Origin of the sequence: Actinoplanes sp. SE50/110 (genome assembly GCF_900119315.1) — a bacterium.
Classification (GTDB): domain Bacteria; phylum Actinomycetota; class Actinomycetes; order Mycobacteriales; family Micromonosporaceae; genus Actinoplanes.
On the sequence record NZ_LT827010.1, the window covers coordinates 3,269,655 to 3,284,907 of the forward strand.

The 15,253-nt window shown below is 71.9% G+C and carries 15 protein-coding genes and 2 pseudogenes; 5 read left to right on the top strand and 12 right to left on the bottom strand.

Features of this window, described 5'->3' with window-relative positions; all coding sequences use genetic code 11:
- Positions 1 to 271: 271 nt before the first annotated feature.
- The 3 genes from helR to ACSP50_RS14545 form a co-directional block, all read right to left on the bottom strand.
- Entirely contained in the window at positions 272 to 2,338 is a 2,067-nt protein-coding gene (gene helR, locus ACSP50_RS14535; protein ID WP_014689641.1) for an RNA polymerase recycling motor ATPase HelR, read from the bottom strand.
- Between the two features lie 397 nt (positions 2,339 to 2,735).
- Positions 2,736 to 3,101 carry a DUF1304 domain-containing protein gene (locus tag ACSP50_RS14540; RefSeq protein ID WP_014689640.1) on the bottom strand — a complete coding sequence of 122 codons (366 nt, stop codon included), beginning with the start codon at positions 3,099 to 3,101 and terminating at the stop codon, positions 2,736 to 2,738.
- A gap of 21 nt (positions 3,102 to 3,122) precedes the next feature.
- On the bottom strand, positions 3,123 to 4,655 hold the full coding sequence (locus tag ACSP50_RS14545) for a YdiU family protein (protein WP_197688136.1): 1,533 nt from the start codon (positions 4,653 to 4,655) through the stop codon (positions 3,123 to 3,125).
- A gap of 117 nt (positions 4,656 to 4,772) precedes the next feature.
- Between ACSP50_RS14545 and ACSP50_RS14550 the strand changes: the two genes are divergently transcribed.
- Complete coding sequence (locus ACSP50_RS14550) at positions 4,773 to 5,807, top strand: alpha/beta hydrolase fold domain-containing protein (protein WP_014689638.1); 1,035 nt, start codon at positions 4,773 to 4,775, stop codon at positions 5,805 to 5,807.
- An 80-nt stretch (positions 5,808 to 5,887) separates the two neighbouring features.
- Positions 5,888 to 6,688: a hypothetical protein gene (locus tag ACSP50_RS14560; RefSeq protein ID WP_014689637.1), complete on the top strand. Its 801-nt coding sequence runs from the start codon at positions 5,888 to 5,890 to the stop codon at positions 6,686 to 6,688.
- A gap of 146 nt (positions 6,689 to 6,834) precedes the next feature.
- Here ACSP50_RS14560 and ACSP50_RS14565 read toward each other — a convergent pair.
- A pseudogene (locus ACSP50_RS14565) lies at positions 6,835 to 7,101 on the bottom strand (transposase); the annotation flags it as partial.
- Positions 7,102 to 7,199: 98 nt separating this feature from the next.
- Between ACSP50_RS14565 and ACSP50_RS14570 the strand changes: the two are divergent.
- Positions 7,200 to 8,198, top strand: a complete 999-nt coding sequence (locus ACSP50_RS14570) for an IS481 family transposase (RefSeq protein ID WP_014689635.1) — start codon at positions 7,200 to 7,202, stop codon at positions 8,196 to 8,198.
- On the opposite strand, the pseudogene ACSP50_RS14575 reads toward ACSP50_RS14570, so the two are convergent.
- The 7 genes and pseudogenes from ACSP50_RS14575 to ACSP50_RS14600 form a co-directional block, all read right to left on the bottom strand.
- A pseudogene (locus ACSP50_RS14575) lies at positions 8,194 to 8,828 on the bottom strand (IS5 family transposase); the annotation flags it as partial. The gene ACSP50_RS14570 and the pseudogene ACSP50_RS14575 sit on opposite strands and share 5 nt — an antisense overlap.
- A 119-nt stretch (positions 8,829 to 8,947) precedes the next feature.
- Positions 8,948 to 9,700 carry a hypothetical protein gene (locus tag ACSP50_RS14580; RefSeq protein WP_014689633.1) on the bottom strand — a complete coding sequence of 251 codons (753 nt, stop codon included), beginning with the start codon at positions 9,698 to 9,700 and terminating at the stop codon, positions 8,948 to 8,950.
- Positions 9,701 to 9,770: 70 nt separating this feature from the next.
- On the bottom strand, positions 9,771 to 10,280 hold the full coding sequence (locus ACSP50_RS14585; protein WP_043511340.1) for a hemerythrin domain-containing protein: 510 nt from the start codon (positions 10,278 to 10,280) through the stop codon (positions 9,771 to 9,773).
- Positions 10,281 to 10,352: 72 nt separating this feature from the next.
- Positions 10,353 to 10,523, bottom strand: coding sequence for a hypothetical protein (locus tag ACSP50_RS43385; protein WP_014689631.1), 171 nt, complete (start codon positions 10,521 to 10,523; stop codon positions 10,353 to 10,355).
- A 55-nt stretch (positions 10,524 to 10,578) separates the two neighbouring features.
- Complete coding sequence (locus tag ACSP50_RS14590; RefSeq protein ID WP_014689630.1) at positions 10,579 to 11,517, bottom strand: TIGR03557 family F420-dependent LLM class oxidoreductase; 939 nt, start codon at positions 11,515 to 11,517, stop codon at positions 10,579 to 10,581.
- Positions 11,489 to 12,259: an alpha/beta fold hydrolase gene (locus ACSP50_RS14595; protein WP_014689629.1), complete on the bottom strand. Its 771-nt coding sequence runs from the start codon at positions 12,257 to 12,259 to the stop codon at positions 11,489 to 11,491. Before ACSP50_RS14595 ends, ACSP50_RS14590 begins: the two co-directional genes overlap by 29 nt.
- 33 nt (positions 12,260 to 12,292) lie before the next feature.
- Complete coding sequence (locus tag ACSP50_RS14600; RefSeq protein WP_014689628.1) at positions 12,293 to 12,637, bottom strand: STAS domain-containing protein; 345 nt, start codon at positions 12,635 to 12,637, stop codon at positions 12,293 to 12,295.
- A gap of 120 nt (positions 12,638 to 12,757) precedes the next feature.
- Here ACSP50_RS14600 and ACSP50_RS14605 point away from each other — a divergent pair, with 120 nt between their 5' ends.
- Together ACSP50_RS14605 and ACSP50_RS14610 are read left to right on the top strand one after the other, a co-directional pair.
- A complete protein-coding gene (locus tag ACSP50_RS14605) occupies positions 12,758 to 13,630 on the top strand; it encodes a Rieske 2Fe-2S domain-containing protein (protein WP_014689627.1) in 873 nt (290 codons plus the stop codon).
- 26 nt (positions 13,631 to 13,656) lie between these two features.
- Positions 13,657 to 14,052, top strand: coding sequence for a ChaB family protein (locus ACSP50_RS14610; RefSeq protein WP_014689626.1), 396 nt, complete (start codon positions 13,657 to 13,659; stop codon positions 14,050 to 14,052).
- 21 nt (positions 14,053 to 14,073) lie between these two features.
- On the opposite strand, the gene ACSP50_RS14615 is transcribed toward ACSP50_RS14610, so the two are convergent.
- Positions 14,074 to 15,183, bottom strand: a complete 1,110-nt coding sequence (locus ACSP50_RS14615; protein WP_014689625.1) for a sigma-70 family RNA polymerase sigma factor — start codon at positions 15,181 to 15,183, stop codon at positions 14,074 to 14,076.
- Positions 15,184 to 15,253 lie beyond the last annotated feature (70 nt).

Sequence of the window (15,253 nt, forward strand, 5' to 3'; positions counted from 1 at the left end):
ATCGGGGAATCGGGGCCGCCGGGGGACGGTGGCGTTCATCGATGTCGATTCGATTGCGAGCATGTTAACGCTCACACCCGGCGCCTCCGCAAGAGGCTCCCGGAAGAACGTCACCGGGCGCCCGGCAGCGCTACGTCGACTGCATCCACCGGTGCCGCGCCGACCTCGACCCGGCGTCGTCGGTCAAGCCGGCTGTGCGGCGCCGCGTGACCGCTGTCTGGTGGTCCCCGGACCCGGCCCTGCTGCTCGGCCTGATGCTGACCGAGCCGCGTCAGCTGGTCAGCACGACCAGCCGCTGAGTGGCCCGGGTCATCGCGACGTAGCGATCGACGGCACCCTCGACGCCGCTCCCGAAATCATCCGGATCGATCAGGATGACCAGGTCGAACTCCAGACCCTTGGCCAGGGCCGGGGTCAGTGAGCGGACCCGGTCGCGCCGCTGCCCGGGGAATCCGGACGGGCCGATCACACAGGCGACGCCCTCGTCGTTCGCCGCCAGCCACTGCGTCAGAATGCCGTCCAGCTCGGCGGTGTGTCCGTGGACGACGGGCACACCGCTCTCCCGGATGGAGGTGGGCACATTGGCGTCCGGCAGGGCCGCCCGGATCACCGGCTCCGCCTCCGCCATCACCTCGGCCGGGGTCCGGTAGTTGATGGTCAGCGAGGCCAGGCCGATCCGGTCGAAACCGACCCGGCGCAGCCGCTCCTCCCACGACTCGGTGAAGCCGTGCCGGGCCTGCGCCCGGTCACCCACCACGGTGAAACTCCGCGACGGGCAGCGCAGCAGCAGCATCTGCCACTCCGCGTCGGTCAGCTCCTGCGCCTCGTCGACCACGATGTGCGCGAACGGTCCGGCCAGCAGATCCGGATCGGCCGGCGGCAGCGTGCCGCCCTCGTCGAGCACCTCCCGCAGATCCTGCTGACGCAGCATGGTCATCAGGCCCTCGCCGTCGTCGTACTCGTTCGACGCGATCAGATCCTCGACCACCCGGTCCATGTCGCGGCGCCCGGCGGCCAGGGCGGCCTTCTGCCGGCGCGCCCGCTCGTCGGCCGAGGCGTCACCGAGCCGCTGCCGCGCCGCGTCGAGCAGCGGCAGGTCGGCCACCGTCCACCCCCGCGGGTCGGCCCGCTGCAGCCGCCGGACGTCCTCGGCGCCCAGCCAGGGAGCGCACCTGCGTAGATACGCCGGTACCGACCACAGGTCGGCGACCAGATCGGCGGCGTCCAGCAGCGGCCACGCCCGGTTCAGCGCCGTGCGCAGCTCCCGGCGCGTCTCGGTGTCCGGCTCGTCCAGGACGGCCAGCAACTCCGCCCAGATCGGCTCCCGGGCCTCGTTGTGCGGGGTGCCCGGATCCGGGGCGTCGAACGCGGCCGCCCAATCCGCGCGGCTCCCCACCGTGGGCCGGGCCGGCGGCTCCTCGTAGAACGCGACCGCCGCCTCCATCGCCCCGACCAGGCCGGCCTTCAACCGGGCCACCTCCGGATCGGACTCCTCGGCCGCGGCGGCGCCCTCCGGCACCAGGTCCCGCACCGTGCACGTCTGCACATCGTCCTCGCCCAGGCTGGGCAGCACGTCCGACACGTACGCCAGGTAGGGCTCGTGCGGGCCGACGAACAGCACCCCGCCGCGGCGCGCACTCATCCGCGGATCGGTGTACAGCAGGTACGCGGTACGGTGCAGGGCCACCACCGTCTTGCCGGTGCCCGGCCCGCCGTCCACGACCAGCGCACCGCGCGACCCGGCCCGGATGATCGCATCCTGGTCCGCCTGGATGGTGCCGAGCACGTCGCGCATCCGCGGCGAACGGCTGGTGCCCAGACTCGCGATGAACGCCGACTGATCGTCCAGGGCCACCGCGCCGTCCAGGGCGTCCGCCCGGTAGATCTCGTCCCAGAAGTCGATGATCCGGCCCTCCCGCCAGCGATACCGCCGGCGGCTGACCAGACCCATCGGATTGCCGTGCGTGGCGCCGAAGAACGGCTCGGCGGCCGGCGAACGCCAGTCGACCAGCAGTCGGCCGCCCTCCCCGTCGGTCAGCCCGAGCCGGCCGATGTAGACCACCTCACCCGACTCGTGCACCATCCGGCCCAGGCACAGATCCAGGCTGAACCGGCGCAGCGCCCGCAACCGCGACGCCATCCGCCGCACCGCGTCGTCCCGGTCCACGGCCTGACGCCCCTTGCCGGCCGGAGCCTTGCGCTCGGCGTCCAGCCGCTGCTGCAGATCGGCGATCGACGCGCCGAGACTCCCGGCGATCGCGGCGAAATGCTTCTCGTCCGCACCGATCAGATCCGGGTCGTCCTTCGCCGGATGCCTACGGAGATCGAAAACATGCACCTGCGAGTTCCCCCGTTTTCCCCGCTCGCCGCGTTGACTTCAGCGATTCTGCCGGGGCGCCGGGGTCTTGCCGCAAGCCCCAGGGTCTGCTATAGGTTAGAAGTGGGAGGGAGTGTGTTCTCCCCTTGGCTTCTCCGGACATCGCCCGGATCCTCGCCTCCCCTCGCCTCGCCTCGCCTCGCCTCGCCCGCTCGGCCTCACCTCGCCTTCCCTCGCGGACGCGGACAACCATGCTGCCGCCCCGACCCGCCCTGCCCGAGATCGACGAGCGCGTTTGCCACTCGCATCGGGCTGACATACTGGCGGGCTCCTGACCTGGGGAGCGCGTGGTGACACTGATCGAACTGGACCGCGAGCCGGACGAGCGGGACTTCCAGAAGGCGTGCGCGGCACCCGTTCAGTAGCCGCCCAGCAGGACGAACAGCAGGGCCAGTGCGGCGGGGACGGTCTGTACGTACAGGATCCTCCGGCTCGCGGTGGTCGCGCCGACGATGCCGGCGACGGCGACGCACACCAGGAAGAAGATCTTCGCGGCGAAGCCCGTGTGGCCGCCGGCGATCAGGCCGGCGATCAGGCCGGCCGCCAGGAAGCCGTTGTAGAGACCCTGGTTGAGGCCGAGCACCCGGGTCTGCTCGGCGAACTCGGGAGTCAGGCCGAACGCCTTGCGGCCCTGCGGTTTCGTCCACAGGACCGTTTCCAGCACGACGATGTACATGTGGATCAGCGCCACGAGCCCGGTCAGGACGTTCCCCACGATGATCATGGCGGTGAGGTTACCGGCCGGTCAGGTGCCGCAGAAGGTCCGGTACGGTCCGAAGTCGTCGGGCGCCGGCTCCGCGTATCGTTCCAGGCCCGGCCGTGACCGGAACGGATCAGAGACCGCCTCGACCAGCCGGTGCACCGGGGTCAGATCGCCGTCGGCAGCGGCGGCCAGCGCCTCCTCGACCAGGTGATTACGCGGGATGTAGAGCGGATTGACCCGGTCCATCAGATCCGGGTCGGGGCCGGCCGCCCGCCAGCGCTCCAGCCACGACTCGAAACCGGCCGGCGCCGGCTCCGCCTCCCCATGGGCCGCGCCGCCCAGCACCGGGTTCGTCCCCCCGCGGGCCGTGCCGGCCAGCACCGGGTTCGTCCCCCCGCGGGCCGCGCCGGCCAGCACCGGGTCCGTCTCCCCGCGGGCCGCGCCGGCCAGCGTCCGGAAGAAGCCCGTGTAGTCGACCCGGCCCGCCCGCAGCAGCGCCGCAACATCGGCCACCAGCGCGTCCGCGCCCCCGGACAACCCCAGCTTGGCATGCATCCCGGCCGACCACGCCGCGTCGAAGGCCGGCCCGAACCCGCGCAGCGCGGCCACTGCCATCTCGATCGCCTGCTCCTCGTCGTCGTGCAGCAGCGGCAGCAGCGACTCGGCGAACCGGGCCAGATTCCACTGGGCGATCCCGGGCTGGTTGCCGTACGCGTACCGCCCGGCGGTGTCGATCGAACTGAACACCGCGGCCGGGTCCACCGCCTCCATGAACGCGCACGGCCCGTAGTCGATCGTCTCCCCGGAGATCGTCATGTTGTCGGTGTTCATCACCCCGTGCACGAACCCGACCAGCATCCACTGCGCCACCAGCGACGCCTGCGCCGCCACCACCGCGTCGAAGAACGCCGGATAGTCACCCGCGGCCGCCGGATGGTGCCGGGCGATCGCGTGGTCGGCGAGCCGCCGCAGCAGCCCCGGATCCCCGCTCGCCCGGGCGAACTGGAAACTGCCCACCCGCAGGTGGCTGGCCGCGACCCGGGCCAGCACCGCCCCGGGCTGCGGCTGCTCCCGCAGAATGGTCCGGCCGGTCGCGACCACCGCCAGCGACCGGGTGGTCGGAATGCCGAGCGCGTGCATGGCCCGGCTCACGATGAATTCCCGCAGCATCGGCCCGACCGCCGCGAACCCGTCCCCGCCCCGCGCGAACGGCGTCCGCCCGGACCCCTTCAGATGCAGGTCACGGTCGCCGAGCTCACCGAGCAGCAGGGCCCGCCCGTCACCCAGGCGCGGCGAGTACCCGCCGAACTGATGACCGGCATAGGCCTGCGCGACCGGTTTCGCCCCGGCCGGCGGCACGGTGCCGGTCAGCAGTCCCAGACCGGCCTCGCCGCGCAACCAGTCCGGGTCCAGGCCCAGCTCACCGGCCAGTTCCTCGTCGAGCACGAGCAGCCGCGGCTCCGGCGCCTCCGCGGCCCGCCAGGCGACCGCCATCTCCGGCAGCTCGTCGGCGAACCGATGTCCCAGCGGCACGATCCGGTCGGCAGGTTTCCGGTCGGCAGGTTTGACGTCCACCTTTCGAAAGTAGCCGCGCCGGTCCCGCCTCATCGCGGGCCCGCGGGGCGGCCAATCTCACACCGTGCCGACACGCCGCTGCGCGGCAGCCGCCAGGCGGCGGGGAACAATGGCGGCATGACGGAAATCCAGGTCAGCGGTGCGGTTCCACGCCAGGCGCGGGCCAGGGCCACCTTCCTCGGGTACGCCATGAAGGCCCTGCGCAGCCTGCCCCGCCCGGTTCAGCGGGCGGTCCTGAACGGTGCCGCCGCGGGTGAGCTGCCCCCGGTCGCCGACTTCGTGCGGATGCTGGAGATCGCCGGTGACCTGCCGGAGACCGGCCCCACCCACGCCGAACTGCTCGCCCGCTTCCCGGCCCTGGCCGCCGTCGAGGTGACCGACCCGGCCGTCGACGGCGTCCCCGCCCGCCTCTACCGGCTTCCCGGCCACCCCGCCGAAGCGGCGCTGATCTGGGTGCATGGCGGCGCGTTCGTCCGCGGCGACCTGGCGATGCCGGAGGCGCACTGGACCGGCCTGACCCTCGCCGCCCGTGGCATCCCGGTGCTGTCCCTGGACTACCGCAAGGCGCTGCACGGCGTCCGCTTCCCGGCCCCCTCCGACGATGTCCTCACCGGCTGGTCGTGGGCGGTCAACCACCCGTCGCTGATCGGGGTGCCGGCGGCGAAGATGCACCTCGGCGGCGCCAGCGCCGGCGCGAGCCTGGCCGCCGGTGTCGCCAAGCGTCTCCGCGACGGCGAGGGCCGCCCACCGGCCACGGTCGTGCTCGCCTATCCCGCCGTCCACCCGGAGCTCACCGGCTGGGACGAGCCGGGCCTGGCCGCGATCCGCGACAACCACTCCGCGGTGTACTTCTCGCCGGGCTGGATCCGCGACCTGAGCGCCCACTACGCCGGTCCGGACCGGCTCACCGACCCGTACGCGTTCCCCGGCCTCGGCGACCTGACCGGCACCCCGCCCACCCTGATCGTCAACTGCGGCGCCGACACCCTGCGCCGCTCCGGCGAGCTCTATACCGAGCAGCTCCGCGCCGCCGGTGTCGCAGTGACGTCCCACCTGCTGCCGGACGCCCCGCACGGCACCCTCAACGATCCGTTCAGCGACGCCGGTGTCCGCACCGCCGACCTCATCGCCGGCTGGCTCGTTCCGAAATAGCCCCGGGCCGGGACAGACGCCGGGCCTGATCGACTAGTAACGTGCCGGGCTCACAGGTTTGTTCCAGCAACGAGGTGACCATGTCCCACCCCAGCCCCGCCGACCCCTCCGGGGCCCCCGCCACTCCCGCGGCCGCCCCGGCCTCGGCAGCCCCCGCGGCCGCCCCGGCCTCGGCAGCCCCCGCGTACCCGGGTGGCTTCGCCGCCCCCGGTGCGCTGTTCGCGACCGACCCCACCACGGGCGCGCCGGTCGGCTTCCCGGCCCCAGGTCAGCCCGCACCGGGCGCCTACGCCGCACCGGGCGCCTACCCGGCCGCGCAGCCCGTGCAGACCATCCCGGCCCCGTACGCCGGCCAGCCGGGCGCCTACCCCGGTGCGCAGCCCGCCGCCTACCCGGCCCCGCAGCCGGGCCAGCACATCCCCGCCCCGTACTCCGGTCAGCACCCGGGCTACCCGGCGGCCCAGCCCGGTCTGGCGCCGCAGGGCATGCTCGCCTGCCGTTTCTGCGGTTCGGTCCCGGCCGCCCAGGTCAAGTTCCGCGGTCACCAGGGCCTGCTGGTGATCATGCGGTTTCTGCACACGACCGGCCCGTTCTGCCGGGACTGCGGCCTCGGTGTCTTCCGCCAGATGACCTCCCGCACCCTCGTGCAGGGCTGGTACAGCTACGGCTCCTTCGTGATCACCCCGATCACCGTGCTGGTCAACCTGTTCCGCCGCAACACGGTCGCCAACCTGCCAGCCCCGCAGCCGAACCCTCACGGCCCCAGCCGCCCACCGATGGACCCGGGCCCGCGCCTGCTGGAGCGCCCGATGACCTGGCTGGGCCTGCTGATCCCGTTCGCCCTGATCGCCTTGCTGATCTTCGCGGCCTCGCAGAACTGACCGCCCTGCCGCAGAGCCGGCCGCCCCTGTCGTAGGACTTACCACCCTGCCGCAGAGCCGGCCGGCCCTGCCGCAGAGCCGACCGGCCGGGCCGCAGAACCGGCCGACCCGGCCGCAGCGCGTCCTAGGGTCTGTATCGAAGTGCGTTAAAGCCATTCGTTGATCGCGGCGATTGTCACGGTGGTCTCGTAGCGGACGGCGAGTTTGTCGTACCGGGTGGCGACGGCACGGTTGCGTTTGAGTCGGTTGATGCCGCACTCGACAGCGTGCCGCTGCTTGTACAACTCGGGGTCGAACGCGGGTGGCCGGCCGCCCTTGGAACCGAGCTTGCGCCGGTTGGCGTCCTGGTCGGCCTTGCTCGGGATGGTCGCCTTGATCCCGCGCCGGCGCAGGTAGCGGCGGTTAGCTGTACTGACCACGGACGTTGGTGACGGGGAGATCTTGAAATAGGTGAGGGCCTTCGGGTTCGGTGTGGATTGCGACGTCCTACCCCGAACCTGCGGAGGCCCTCATGCCCCACCGTAATGCACCCTTGTCCGAGACCGGCAGGCTGCGCCTGGCGCGCTGCGTGGTCGATGACCGATGGCCGCTACGGCGAGCCGCCGAACGTTTCCAGGTCAGCACGACCACAGCGAAACGGTGGGCCGACCGCTACCGCACCGACGGGCCGGCGGGTATGACCGACCGTTCCTCGCGACCACACCACAGCCCGTCACAGACTCCGACCCGCACTGAGCGGCGAATCATCAAGGTCCGCATCCTGCGCCGTTGGGGACCCGCCCGGATCGCCTACTTCCTGAGCCTGAACCCGGCCACCGTGCACCGGGTCCTGACCCGCTACCGGCTCGCCAGGCTCACCCACCTGGACCGGGCCACCAGCCGGCCGATCCGCCGCTACGAACACGACACACCAGGCGATCTGGTCCATGTCGACATCAAGAAACTCGGCAACATCCCCGACGGCGGCGGCCACCGCGTCCACGGCCGGGCCGACGGCAACCGCCACAGCTCGGCCCACCGGGACCCGGCCCGTCCCCGCACCCACCACGGCCGGCCCAACCTCGGCTACCACTACCTGCACAACGCTGTTGACGACCACTCCCGGCTGGCCTACACCGAAATCCTGCCCGACGAGACCCGCGAGACAGCCACAGCCTTCTGGCAACGCGCCCACGCCTGGTTCACCAGCCGGGGCATCACCGTCAAACGGGTACTGACCGACAACGGCTCCTGCTACCGCTCCCACCTATGGCATGACGCACTCGCCGCCGCCGGCATCACCCACAAACGCACCCGCCCCTACCGGCCCCAGACCAACGGAAAAGTCGAACGCTTCAACCGCACCATGCTCGACGAATGGGCCTACGCCCGGGCCTACCGCACCGAAACCGAACGCCGCGAAGCCCTGCCCGCCTGGCTACACACCTACAATCACCACCGCGGACACACCGCACTCAACGGCCTACCACCCGCCAGCCGCGTCCCCAACCTCTCGGGTCAGTACAGTTAGCCCGAGAGGTGTAAGCCTTGTCGGCCAGCACCCGGTCGGGCCGTGACCGCGGCCGGCCAACCGGCCGCGGCACCCGGACGCCTTCCAAGACCGCGATGAACTGCGGACTGTCGCCACGCTGACCAGCGGTCAGCACAATCGACAGCGGTTTCTGGCCCTGCTCACACCCCAGATGCAGCTTCGTGGTCAGCCCACCCCGAGACCGCCCCAACGCATGATCGGCCGGCTCGGCGCCGATCCCACCCGGCGGTTCACCCTGCAGATCCCCCTTTTACGCGCACCAGCGGCATGCTGATGCGCGCGAGCGACGGTGGAGTCCACCGACACGTCCCAGACGATCCGGCCCGCCTCGTCGGCTAGCGATTGCAGCGCGGTCAGCAGCCGCGCCCAAGTCCTCTCTCGCTGCCAGCGCCGGAACAACGCGTACGCCGCCGACCAGGATCCGTACACCGACGGTATGTCCCGCCACGGGGCACCGACCCGGATCCGCCACCGAATCCCATCAATGAGCTGCCGTTTCGTCCACTGCGACGGCCGGCCAGGCCTGCGACCGGCAGGCAGCAACGGCTCCAGCACCGCCCACTGCGCCTCGGTCAGGTCGTGCCGCCGCGTCACCGCTAAGGTGTCCACGAGGTCTCCGGTGGTCTCCGGTTTTGCTTGGTCGCTAAACCACCTACCGGAGACCTCGTCTTCTATCGATCAACGACGCGCGTGACTTCCACCGCCACCGACCGACTTCGATACACGCTCTAACGGCCCATCCCGTCCTCGATCGCCCAGCGCAGGAAGTCGTACGTCGCCCGGCCGCGCTCGGCCGGATCGTCGTAGAGCGCGGGCGCCTGCGGGCGTTCCCGGATGCGCAGAGCGTCGAGACCGAGCCGGTGCCATCGTGCGTCCAACTCCCCGACGACGTAGCGGCCGGCGCCACTCTTCGAGGTCAGCGAGCCCTTGGCGAGCAGGTGATGCAGTCGGGCGACACCGAGCACCACCCACGCGACGGACGGTTCGTGTCCGCCGACCGCCTCGAATCCCGCCTGTTCGATCTGCGGGATGGCGGCACGCCAGTACGTGTCCAGGTTGTCGCGGGTGAAGTCGTGCAGCACCGCGGGGTCGGTGTGGACGGGCGGCAGCTCGCCGCGGATCACGACAGCGCGTTCGGCCAGCTCGTGCCAGGTGACCGGGTTGATGTCACCCTTGCCCAGCGGGTCGAATGCGCCGTCGAAGAAGGCCGGCCGACGCCCCACCGTCAACGCCGAGACGGCCAGGTCCTCCGGCGAGCAGTGGAAACCGTCGAACGTCGCGTCGGGGTGTCGCGCCCTGGTCGCGTGGTGAGCCGCGGCGAGGGCGTCATGGTCGGGTGGCCGGGCCCAGACGCCGACGAAGTCCACATCGCTGCCGGCGAAGAACTCGCCCCAGCAGAGCGAACCGTGCAGGAACAGCCCGGCGAGCGCACCGGGCTGGCGAGCATCGACTTCCGCGAGAAAGGTGCGGGCGACATCCACGGCTCGGCACTTTAGCCCCGACCGGCAAGGCGCCTTAGCGCCGACCGGCAAGGCACCCCGGGGGAGCCGCTCAGGACTCCTCGACCGCGGCGATGTATTTTTCCGGGTCCTTGTTGTGGAAGTCCAGCCCCTTGCCCTGCGGGTGCTCGGCGAAGAACCGCAACCATCGCGCCCCCAGTTCCAGCCGGAGCTCCCGGCTCGCGTGTCTGCGGAAGTCGGGCAGCACCTCGTCCTCCTCCTCGGCGAGGTGCTCGCTGTTCTCCGTGCGCGCCTGCCACACCCCGCCCCACCACTCGTCGGATCCGACCGGGTGCCGGGCCGCCTCGGCGATCCCGTCGCGGATCTTGTTGTGGTCGCGGATCGCGTCGTCGGTCTCCTCCTCCGCGTCGTCACCGCCGCTGTCGGTGAGCAGGTGCGGGTAGAGGATCTCCTCCTCGGCCTCGGCGTGAATGTCGAGATGCAGCGCGAGCGGCTCCCACACCGCCCGCAGCTCCGCCTCACCGGAGGCGTCGTCGAGCCGCGCGAATCCGAGCCGGAACCTGTGGTGATCTTCCATGATCAGCGCCGTGATGTCGTCCATGCGCACGACAGTACGACCGATCACGACGCTCCGCTCGACCCTGTGGACAACCCCGACCCGGCAGGAGACCGGTCAGGCGCCCGCGTACCGCTTGATCAGCTCGGTGGCCTGTCCGGTGATGTCGGCGATCACCTGCGGGAATTCCGCGACCACCCGGTTGCGCAGCACCCGCATCGGGTTGAACTCCGGCGTCTCCGGGCCGAAGGGCGAGGTCCGCACGGTGTCTGTGGCCTGGGCGTTCACCAGTACCGGTGACGATGGTCGATGGCGGCCGGCCGGACTGTCGGCCGGCCGACCGTCAGAGGAATTCGCTGCGGTACATGTCGATCAGCTCGCGGTAGTTCGGTCCGATGTTCGCCACGTACACCTCGTCGAAGCCCGCCTCCTCGTACGCCTTGAGCTGCGCCGCGTGCCCGGCCGGGTCCGGACCGCAGACGATCGACTTGCGGGTCATCTCCGGCGTGACCAGCTCGCTGGCCTGTTCGAAGTGCCGCGGGGAGGGCAGCACCTGGGACAGTTCGCCGGGTACGCCGGCGTTCGCCCACAGCCGGTGCGCGATCTCGACGCCCTGCTCCTCGGTCGGTGCCCAGCAGCCCTTGAAGCCGCCCTGCACGGGTTTGTCGCCGCCGCCCGCCTCGCGGAACCTGGTGACCAGGTCGCCGTCGGGCATCACCGAGATGTAGCCGTCGCCGATCCGGGCGGCCACGTCGATCGCCTTCGGGCCGAACGCCGACACGTACACCTTCGGCGGTTGCGCCGGCCGGGTGTAGATCCGCGCCTGGTCCACCTCGTAGTGCCGGCCCCGGTGGGTGACGAACTCGCCGGTCCACAGCTCGCGCATCACCGCGACGGCCTCCTCGAGCATCTCCAGCCGCTCGCTCGTCATCGGCCACCGCATGCCGGTGACGTGCTCGTTGAGCGCCTCCCCGGTGCCCACGCCGAGGATGAACCGGCCTTCGTGCATGACCGCGCTGGTCGCCGCCGCCTGCGCGATGATCGCCGGGTGGATCCGCTGGATCGGGCAGGTCACCGCGGTGGTGATCGGCACCGTCGCCACCTGGCTGAGCGCCCCGATCACCGACCAGACGAACGAGCTCTGTCCCTGGGCGTCGTTCCACGGATGGTAGTGGTCCGAGATCCACAGCCCCTGGAATCCGGCGTCCTGCGCCAGCTCCGCCTGCTCGATGAGCTGGGCCGGCGTGTATTCCTCACTGGACAGGAAATATCCGATACGCATGCCGTCCGGATACCCCGGCGCCGCCCGCCGAATCGTCGGCCGCCCGGGCCAGTGCCCGCAGCGGCTCCGACCAGGCCCGCGGGTCGGACCAGCAGAACGTGTGCGGGCCGGGCACCTCGGCGTAGGAGCCGCGCGGTGCCAGTGCGGCCAGGTGGCGGCCCCAGGCGGGCGGGCTGATCGGGTCCAGGCTCGCGCCGAGGACCAGGACCGGGACCGTCAGGCGGCGCACCGGCCGGCCCAGCACGTGCCGCAGGTGCACGCGCAGCAGATGCCGGTAGCGGCGCGGGCCGGTCCGTCGGACGTCGCGCAGGTGCACCCGGGCCAGGCTCGGCGACTCCCGCCACAGGTCGGACCAGCAGCGGCGCAGCAGCCTCGGCAGACTTCGTGCGGCCGGGTCCGGGAACGGGCAGACCAGCGCCACCGCGACCACCGAGGGGCTGCGCAGCGCCGCCTCGGCGGCCACCTGGGCGCCGGAGGACTGGCCGGCCAGCAGGACCGGCCCGGTCCGGTGCTCGTCCAGCCAGGCCGCCACGAGGTCGGCGTACTCCGGCACGTCGAGCTCGTGCGGCGGGTCGTCGCTGCCGCCGCAGCCGGGCAGGTCGATCAGGTGTGCCCGGGTCCACCCGGCCAGGGCGCGGGTGGCCGGCTCCAGGTAGTCGCACACGCCCAGCCCGTGCACCACGACGACCTCGGGCACGCCCGGCCGGTGCTGCCCCTCGGTCCTGCTCCGGATCGCCACCATGCCGGGCGCAATACCCCCGGCGGTGGCCGCGAATCAGCGGTGCGCGGGGGAGCGGCGCACCCTCGTGTCGAACAGGCCGAGCAGCCCGGTGGTGGCCAGCACGCCGTGCACCACGCCGCGGGCGTTGACCACCTGGTAGCCGCAGTGCTGCTGCAGGGCCGCGGCCCGGCCCTCGACCAGGGCGCGGATGCCGGCGGCGGCCAGGAACGGGACCCGTTCCAGGTCCACGACCAGGCTGCTGACGCCGGGCTGGGCGGCGGCGTTCGCCACGATGGCGGCGAGCGCGTCGCTGACGTCGTGGTCGATTTCGCCGCGTACCGCGAGCCGGATGACGCCGCCACCCTCGTCGTGCTTGCTGACCGCGAACGTTGCTGTCATTCCCTGTAACCGTCCGAGAGAAGTGTTTGGCGCCGATGATGACCGACCGGGGACCACCGGGGCGGACTTGTCACCCTAATCGCGGTGCGGCGGTTCCGCTCGGATTAGGCGTTTCGGCCGATGACGACGGGGAAACCGGTCAGCATGCCGATCCTCAACCGCCTGGAAGAAGCCCGCCGGCTCGACGGCGTGAGCGACAAGCTGCAGTCCGCGGTCAGCGCCGCGGTCCGCCCGCAACGGCTGCGTGACCTGCTGCACGGCACCTGGCTGGGTCATCCGCTGCACCCGGTGATGGTGCAGGTGCCGGTCGGGGCGTTCGTCTCGACCGCGATCCTCGACCTGCTGCCCGGCGTGCGGCGGGCGCAGCAGACCCTGCTGGCCGTCGGTGTGGCGACCGCGGTCCCGGCCGCGGTGGCCGGCTGGACGGACTGGTCGCAGATGACCCGGGACCGCCGCCGGGTGGGCCTGGTGCACGCCGGCTCCAACGCGGTCGCGATCGGCCTGTACGCCGCCTCGCTGGTGGCCCGGTTGCGCGGCCGGACGGCCCGGGGCAAGGCACTGAGCCTGGCCGGGCTGAGCGCGGCGGGGTTCGGGGCGTATCTGGGCGGGCATCTCGCGTACGCGCAGAGTGCCGGAACCAATCAGGCGGCGCCGGACCTGGCGCGCCTGCCCGAGGAGTGGACCGAGGTCTGCTCGCTGGCCTCGGTGCCGGAGCGGCGGACCGTGGTGCGGCTGGCCGGCGACGTGCCGGTGCTGCTGTACCGGATCGGCGACCGGGTGTCGGCGCTGGTCGAGCGGTGCGGCCACGAGACCGGTCCGCTGGGCGAGGGCGACGTGACCGGTGCCGGCTGGGACGCGTGCGTGGTGTGCCCGTGGCACGGCAGCACGTTCCGGCTCGCCGACGGCGCCGTGGTGCACGGGCCGGCCGCCAACAACCAGCCGGTGATCCCGGTCCGCGTCCAGGACGGCCGGGTCGAGATCCGCCGGCCGTGAGCCCCCGAGGCGAAGGAGGAGAATCCATGCCCACCCGCGACGAGATGCCGTCGACGCTGCGGCGTTCCCCGAAGAAGGCGCAGGACACGTACGTCGCGGCCCACGACTCCGCGGTCGATCAGTACGGTGAGGGGGAACGCGCGCACCGCACCGCGTTCTCCGCGGTCAAGCACTCGTTCGAGAAGGTCGGCGACCACTGGGAGCCGAAGGCGAAGAAGGGCCCGAGCGACGCGAAGGCCGCCGGTGGCCGGGACACCCGGGCCGAGACGGCCGGTGGGGTGGATGCCAACGCCAGCAAGGAGCACCTGCTCGACCTCGCGAAGCGGCTCGACGTCACCGGCCGGTCCCGGATGACCAAGGCCGAGCTGGTCGACGCGATCCAGAAGGCGAACGACCGGAGCACCCGCAAGGCCCGCTCCTGACCAGCCTCGGCGGGCTGCCGGTCAGGGGACCAGCAGCTCGCCCAGGCCGGAGATGGCCAGCACCCGGGCCACGTACGGCTGCACCCCGGTGATCAGCATCCGCACCTCGCGCTGCCGGGCCACCTCGTACACCGCGGTCAGCATCCCGATCCCGGCCGCGCTCAGCAGCGGGACCCCGGACAGGTCGACGGTCAGCCGGCGGCCCCGCCCGCAGGTGCCGGCCGCGGTCATCAGATCGCGGCGCACCTGGTTGGCGTTGTCCCGGTCGATCTCGCCGCGCACGTCGGCCCGCACCCCGTCCGGCACGGCGGTGGCCAGCACCAGGTGTTCCGGGGCGCCGGCGCCGGCCCAGGGCGGCGTCACGTCGGTCAGCATCGCCTCGCGCAGCCAGGACAGGGTGCGGCTGAGCAGCCGGGACACGTGCATCTGCGAGATGCCCAGTTCGTCGGCGATCTCGACCTGGCTCAGGTTGCCCCAGAACCGCAGCGCCAGTAGCCGCCGCTCGCGGGCCGGCAGCTCGCAGAGCAGGCTTTCGACGGTGGTCCGGTCGTCGACCAGGGACAGGTCGCCGTCCACGTCGCCGATCAGGTCGCCGGCCTCGGAGCCGGTGTCGCCGAGCGGCACGTTCAGCGATTCGGTGTTGTGCGCGGCCGCGGACGTCTGCGCGCCGCGCACCTGCGTCTCGTCCAGGCCGAGGCGTTCGGCCAACTCGGCCAACGTCGGTGTGCGGGCCAGTTCGCTGGTCAGCTCGGCGCGGGCGTGCACGAATTCGAGCACCCGGTCCTGCTGTCCGCGCGGCACGTGCACCCCCCAGGTGTGGTCCCGGAAGTGCCGTTTGATCTCCCCGGTGATGGTCAGGATCGCGTACGCGGTGAACGATCCCCGCTGTGGGTCGAACCGGTCCACCGTCTTGATCAGCCCCAGCCGCGCCACCTGCACCAGGTCGTCGGTGGGCTCGCCGCGTCCGCGGTAGCGGCGGGCCAGCCGTCCGGCGAACGGCAGCGCCTCCCGGACGAAGCGTTCTCTCAGTCGCCGCTGTTCCCGGCAGTCGGCGCGTTCGCATGCGTGGGCGTACCTGTCGGCCATCAGGTCCAGGTCTTCAAGTGGTTCCAGCCGGTCCAGGTCCCGCATGGGACAACCCTTCGTTGAGACCCCGCACGGGTCCGACCTACCCACTGTGCCCCAGGAGGATGCCCCGAAA